At 46.7% G+C, this 6,019-nt stretch carries 3 protein-coding genes; 1 reads left to right on the top strand and 2 read right to left on the bottom strand.

Annotated elements, in window-relative coordinates:
* The first annotated feature begins 114 nt into the window (after positions 1-114).
* Entirely contained in the window at positions 115-3,810 is a 3,696-nt protein-coding gene (locus HWQ67_RS11570) for a PAS domain S-box protein (protein ID WP_218252846.1), read from the top strand.
* A gap of 219 nt (positions 3,811-4,029) precedes the next feature.
* Here HWQ67_RS11570 and HWQ67_RS11565 read toward each other — a convergent pair whose 3' ends face one another.
* Positions 4,030-4,812, bottom strand: a complete 783-nt coding sequence (locus HWQ67_RS11565; protein ID WP_218252845.1) for a hypothetical protein — start codon at positions 4,810-4,812, stop codon at positions 4,030-4,032.
* Positions 4,809-5,813, bottom strand: a complete 1,005-nt coding sequence (locus tag HWQ67_RS11560) for a VWA domain-containing protein (RefSeq protein WP_218252844.1) — start codon at positions 5,811-5,813, stop codon at positions 4,809-4,811. Before HWQ67_RS11560 ends, HWQ67_RS11565 begins: the two co-directional genes overlap by 4 nt.
* Positions 5,814-6,019 lie beyond the last annotated feature (206 nt).

The following is a 6,019-nucleotide window of genomic DNA, read 5'->3' as shown; positions in this document are numbered from 1 at the left end:
TTAGTATATTTATTTTTAATTTAACTTAATCACAAGGCATTATTACAGACATAACTCGATGGGTTAATATGAAAGACCATATACACCCTTGATTTTCAACAATATAGAAGATTTTTGACTGATAAATCGCTCAGGTTCAGTTTTAACATCAGGATATTCCTTGCGTTTGGCGTATTAATAGTCGTGACAATACTCAGCTCGGTATGCGTATACCTGTTTGGCATACCATATACGGGGATTGAGGGCATTTACAAGAAAAATACCTACCAGGCTGAGGACAACCTTAAAACATTTGCAGACCTGAAAAAGCAACGGCTGGTAGAGTGGATAAATGATCGCATTGAGGATGCAGAAATAATATCCAAAACCTTTCATGTCGGGACTACGTTGGAACGACTTCTTCCCAGGATACAAGAATACAGACTCAAGTTCAGCACCCCGCAACTCTTCACAGAGAAGCTCAGAGAAGATGAGGACTATAGGGAACTGGCGCTATACCTTGATGAGATACAGTCTGTTTATTATGGTTCCTATAAGAGTATATACATTGCTGATGCGGTATCGGGGACTATCGTAGTCTCAACCGAAGAGGATGAGGTTGGCAGCCATGTCCATACAGACGAGCAAGACCTTAAGGCATGGCAAGAGGGGGTGAGTTTAGTGAGAGACACCCACGGCAATGAAGTTAGTTTCGTCATATCCCGTATTATAAACACCTGTGCAGCTCCCCATGCACCCTGTACGGACAGGAGGTTTATGCTGCACATGCATGCCAACTTTAAAGGCGTCCTTACACCTCTCACTGTCGCCAACGAGGGCTTAGGTAAGACTGCAGAGGTTGTGCTGGTGGATAGAGGTGTGAGGACGTTGACACCACTGAGGTTCAAGCCTTCCGCTAAGGTGATGGAGTATCAACTTAGTGCCGCCCCGGCCAAACTCGCCGCAAGTGGCAATGAGGGCATGATTGAGGCCATCGATTACAGGGGTGAATTAGTGTTGGCGGTCTTTCGACATATATCCGTCACGCCAAAAGTGAAAATAGGCATGGTAGTCAAGATTGACAAGGAAGAGTTGATGGAACCGGTAGAGGATACAATTATTGCTACAATATGGTTAATGGTATGTGGGGTGTTATTGTTCATAGTGCTCACGTACTTTATTGCGCTGAGGATATCAAGGCCGATACTTGGACTGATTGAAGCCTCTGAGAATATCAAGAGTGGCGATTTAAGTATTCGAGTCCCTATCGATGTCTCTGGAGACTTAGAGATACTTGTTCATACCTTTAATAATATGCTTGCAAGCATTGAATATCAGCAAAAGGCCACGGAGACCATTGCCCATCTAACAAGAACCATACTTGACCCTAAATACGACAAGCATACCATCTCAAGGTTAGTGCATGATGAAGCGTTAAGGCTTACAGACAGCAAACACGGATATATCTCACTGACAGATGAAGGCACGAACGATAATGGATATAACGCCATGTGGGGATGCTCCTTAAGTACGGGAGAGGGTTTTTACACAAACTCACCCAAAGAACACACATCCTTTTGTGCACCGGAGGGGCATAGAGAGATTAAGAATTTTATGTCAGTGCCGGTAACAATAGAGAACAAGATAATAGGGCAAATAGCCTTGACCGATTCTGCAAAGAATTATACGGAAATGGACTTGTCTGTCATCAACCGTTTGGCATTGATCTACGGTGTGGCTATGGAAAGAAAAGACGTTGAAGAGAGGTTGAGAGATAGCGAATACAGGTTCAGAACGATGTTTGAACAGGCCCCGCTTGGGGTTGCCATCATAGCATCGAACACGGGTAAATTCATCCATATAAATCAGACATATTGCGATATTGTAGGTTACTCTGAAGGTGAGATGTTAACTCTTGCGTTTCAGGAAATAACGCATCCGGAGGATATACAACCGGACATGGACAACATGAGGCGTCTGATCAGTGGCGAGATACCCATGTTTAAGATGGAGAAGCGATATATCAGGAAGGATGCAAAGGTGGTGTGGGTAAACCTTACATGCGCCCCCCTATGGACAGGAGAAGAGAAACCTGTATATCATCTTGCAATCGTGGAAGACATAACCGAAAAGAAGCAAATGTCAGAGGCAGTAGAGGTGGAGAGGGACAAACTCAACGGGATAATGGAGACAATTCAAGACGGCATATACATAATAAACAAAGACTATGAGATAGAGTTTGTAAACAGGGCAATAATAGAAGAATTCGGAGAGTTAAATGGTTGCAAATGCTATGAGTACTTTTATAATGGGACAGGTCAATGTTCGTGGTGTAAGAGAGATGAAGTGTTTGCTGGAAAGACTATTACGTGGGAGTGGGATTGTCCAAAGAACAGTAAAACATATTCACACTTTGATACCCCGATAAGAAATATAGATGGTTCAATATCCAAGTTTGCAATCATCCATGACATCTCTGATATCAAGAATGCCCAGATGATAATGAAGAGGGAGCTTGATTTCCAGGCGGCAATAGCGGAGGTATCTGAAGCCCTGCTGTCTCCTGACAGGGACATCGTTGATATAGCCCTTATAGTAAACAGACAGGCAATGAGCCTGACTGACAGTATGCACGGGTATGTATCAGAGATAGACATAACAACTGGTCATGACATAGGACATTCTGTCACAGCGTTGATGAGAGACGGACAGTGCAACGTGGATACAAGGGATAGAAAGTTATTTTTCCCAAAGGGTAAAGACGGCTATAATGCACTATGGGGATATGCACTAAATACAAAACAGGCGTTTTATACAAATAATCCGCTAATACATGTTGCATATGCAGGTTGTATTCCGGAAGGGCATGTTTCATTAAATAGATTTCTATCGGTTCCGGCAATGATAGGAGACAGGCTGATAGGCCAGATTGCCCTGGCAAATGCTCAGAGGGATTACGGCGATACTGACTTAGCCATCATAAAACGTCTTGCGTCCATTTACGCCTTGGCGGTTGAACGTAAACGGATGGAAGAGGAACTGCACAGTTTAAATGATAATCTCAAAACCCTTGTGCAACAAGAATCCTCAAAGCGACAGATGCAGGAGCAACTACTGATACAACAATCCAAGATGGCAGCAATGGGAGAGATGGTAGGCTTAATTGCACATCAGTGGAAACAACCGCTAAATGCGATAGGTATAATCGTGCAAGACATCAACGATGCCTATAGGTTTGGTGAAATTGACAAAGAGTATATAGAACATACGGTTGATTTAACAATGGGTCAAGTCACCTTCATGAGTAGAACAATAGACGATTTCAGAAACTTCTTTAAACCTTCTAAACAAAAGGTACCATTTGATGTAAGGGAAGCGATCGATGAATTAATCTCAATGTTTGTTGCAATATTCACCAAAAACAACGTCAATATCAATCTGAAGGCTGACCAGGGTTTAAAATTGAAAGCTGATGGATACCCCAACGAATTTAAACAGGTGATACTCAACATACTCAACAACTCAAAGGATGCTATTATCTACATGCGAAGCAATGGGTATAAGATACAGGGTCAGATTGAAGTAGAGATAACAAACGATAAAAGCAACGAAAAAATATTGATTTCAATCAGGGACAATGGTGGCGGCATACCTGAAGACGTAATAGGCAGAATATTCGAACCTTATTACACCACAAAAGGCTCAGAAGGCACGGGAATAGGTCTCTACATGTCCAGGACCATCATAGAGACAAACATGGGCGGCAGTATTACGGTTAGAAATGTCGATGATGGCGCTGAGTTTGTAATAACGCTACAGTCGTGTGGTTAAAGTCGCCATTTACAATACTTAAGCATAAGAGCATAAGTAGCTAAATAAGAGAGCATAAACATGTATAACAATAGTTTACCCATAAGAAAAGAAAGGGGCGGTTCCGCTTCTTGGCGCTCCAGGTCGCACCTGGCCCCCTTCAGAACCCCCCGCAAGGGGACCAGCCCCCTTGACCCCTTCCTGCTTGACCCCGTAAGGCTGGTGATGTTGCTCGGTTACTTACCAGTCTTTGAGTACCGGGGGTGGGGGTTTTTGCGTTTCCTTGTCTTTGAGGACGTTGCCCGATTGGAGGTACCGCAGCCCCTCAAGTAGCATTTCGGCCTCCTCCTTTGTCATAGTCCCTGGGACACGACGGGGGGTGGCAGTGTCGGGGCGTTGGGCGTCATCCTTGCCCACCTGACCCTGCTGCTCATGCCTGGGGGATGAACCCTTGTCTTTACCTTCAGGGGATTTGTCCGGGGATTTGCCTTCTTCGGCGGAATCCTTGTGCTCTTTGTCCTTGTCCTTGTCTTTGCCATTTTGTTCTTTGTCTTTTTTACTATTATCGTTTTGAGCGGAGTCTTGTTTATCCTGTTTTTTGTCTTGCTTTGGTTGATTCTTTAACTTCTCTGACAACTCCATTATCTTTTTATCGGTGAGTTCGTAATTGACCTTGGCATCCATGTCCTTTTCGTTAAGTTCAATGGCACGTTTGAAGTACTGCAGGGATTGTCGGTACAGCGAAAGTGCATCGGAGGGGGCGTTCTGTTCAAGTTTTTTGCCGGCCATATACTTGGAGTTACCGATGTTGTAGTTTGCACGCATCTCCGCCGTGGGGTCTTTGCTAACGAGGGATTTGGTATAGTGCTCCACCGCCCCGGTGTAGTCTCCCTTGCGGTAGGACTCTGCGCCGAGCCTGAAGTTTTGTACGTCGGAGTCAGTCCCGTCCGTTGTCGTCCCACAGAGAGCGCTGCCCGCATACAGCACGACAGCCACAACAACCACGGCAACCCTCCACATCACGGCACCCTCCTGCGCTCACCCAGGATCGACTCCACAATCAGCAAAAGTACGGCCACGGCAAGGGGTATCTGAAATCGTTCGTCATAGCGCTTTTTCATCTTTTCCTCGACCCCTTTTTTTTCGGACCTGGACAGCCTGTCACTGTAGATAAGGTCAAGGCCAAGGTCTGCCCCCCCTGCCCGGACGTAGGTGCCCCCGGTGGCAAAAGATATCTGCTTGAGCGTCTCCTCATCCAGGGCCGTCTTGACGATGCCCCCTGCGGCATCCTTGACAAACGTCTTGCCGCCGCCGTCGTCGGTCACCTGGATAAGCTCACCCTCACGTGTACCGATGCCAACCGTGTATATGACGATACCTGCCGATTTGGCCTTTTCTGCCGCCTCCAGGGCACCTCCCTCGTGGTCTTCGCCGTCCGTTATGAGGATGAGGGTCTTGTCCTTGGAGGGGTTGCCGGCGTAGAGGGTAATGGCCTCGCCGATGGCGCTACGTATGGACGTCCCCCCCACGGGGATCGAGTTCACGCTTAGGTCGTTGAGGGCAAGCATAAAACCACCGTAGTCAACCGTCAGTGGCGAAAACACAAATGCCTCTCCCGCAAACCCGATCAGGCCAACGCGATCCCCCTTGAGTCGTTTGAGAAAATCCCCGATGGCCAGCTTTGCCATTTGCAGTCTACCTGGTTTGATGTCGGTGGCAAGCATGCTCTTTGACGTATCCAGGGCTATCAGGATATCGGAGGAGTACTGCCTGACCTCCTCAAGGTGAAAACCCCACTGTGGCCTCATCAGGGTCAGCGTGCAAAACACAAGTGCCGTTATCACCAGGGCGGCCTTTACGTGGCGCATCCTGGCGCTGACGGAGGGGGACAAGCTACTAAGCAGCGCCCTGGCACCAAAGCCGTCAAGCGCCTTGCCCCTGAGCCTAATTGCAAGCACGTAAAAAAGGCCCACGCCACCTACAATCCAAAGTGCGTGTACCGCAGCTATATTGTCAAACCTCATCTTGTTTTTTATAACACAAAATGCACCATCCTGTCAAGCGGGGCTATCGTATGGGTGCATAAAAAATTCGTATCCTCTTTATATTTCATGGTAGCACAAGAAAGAAAGGGGCGGCTCCGCCCCCCTTCAGAACCCCCTGCAAGGGGGCCAGCCCCCTTGACCCCTTCTTACCTTGTTGACATTGGGTTGATTATACACAACATTTC

The sequence above is a fragment of the Candidatus Magnetobacterium casense genome (assembly GCF_019173545.1).
In the GTDB taxonomy this organism is placed as follows: Bacteria; Nitrospirota; Thermodesulfovibrionia; order Thermodesulfovibrionales; family Magnetobacteriaceae; genus Magnetobacterium; species Magnetobacterium cryptolimnobacter.
Note: the sequence above shows the minus strand (reverse complement) of the source record. Positions and strands in the feature narration are given on the sequence as shown.

Excerpts from the sequence above, each read along its gene's own strand:
- HWQ67_RS11560 (WP_218252844.1), bottom strand. The coding sequence starts at position 5,813 with ATGAGGTTTGACAATATAGCTGCGGTACACGCACTTTGGATTGTAGGT.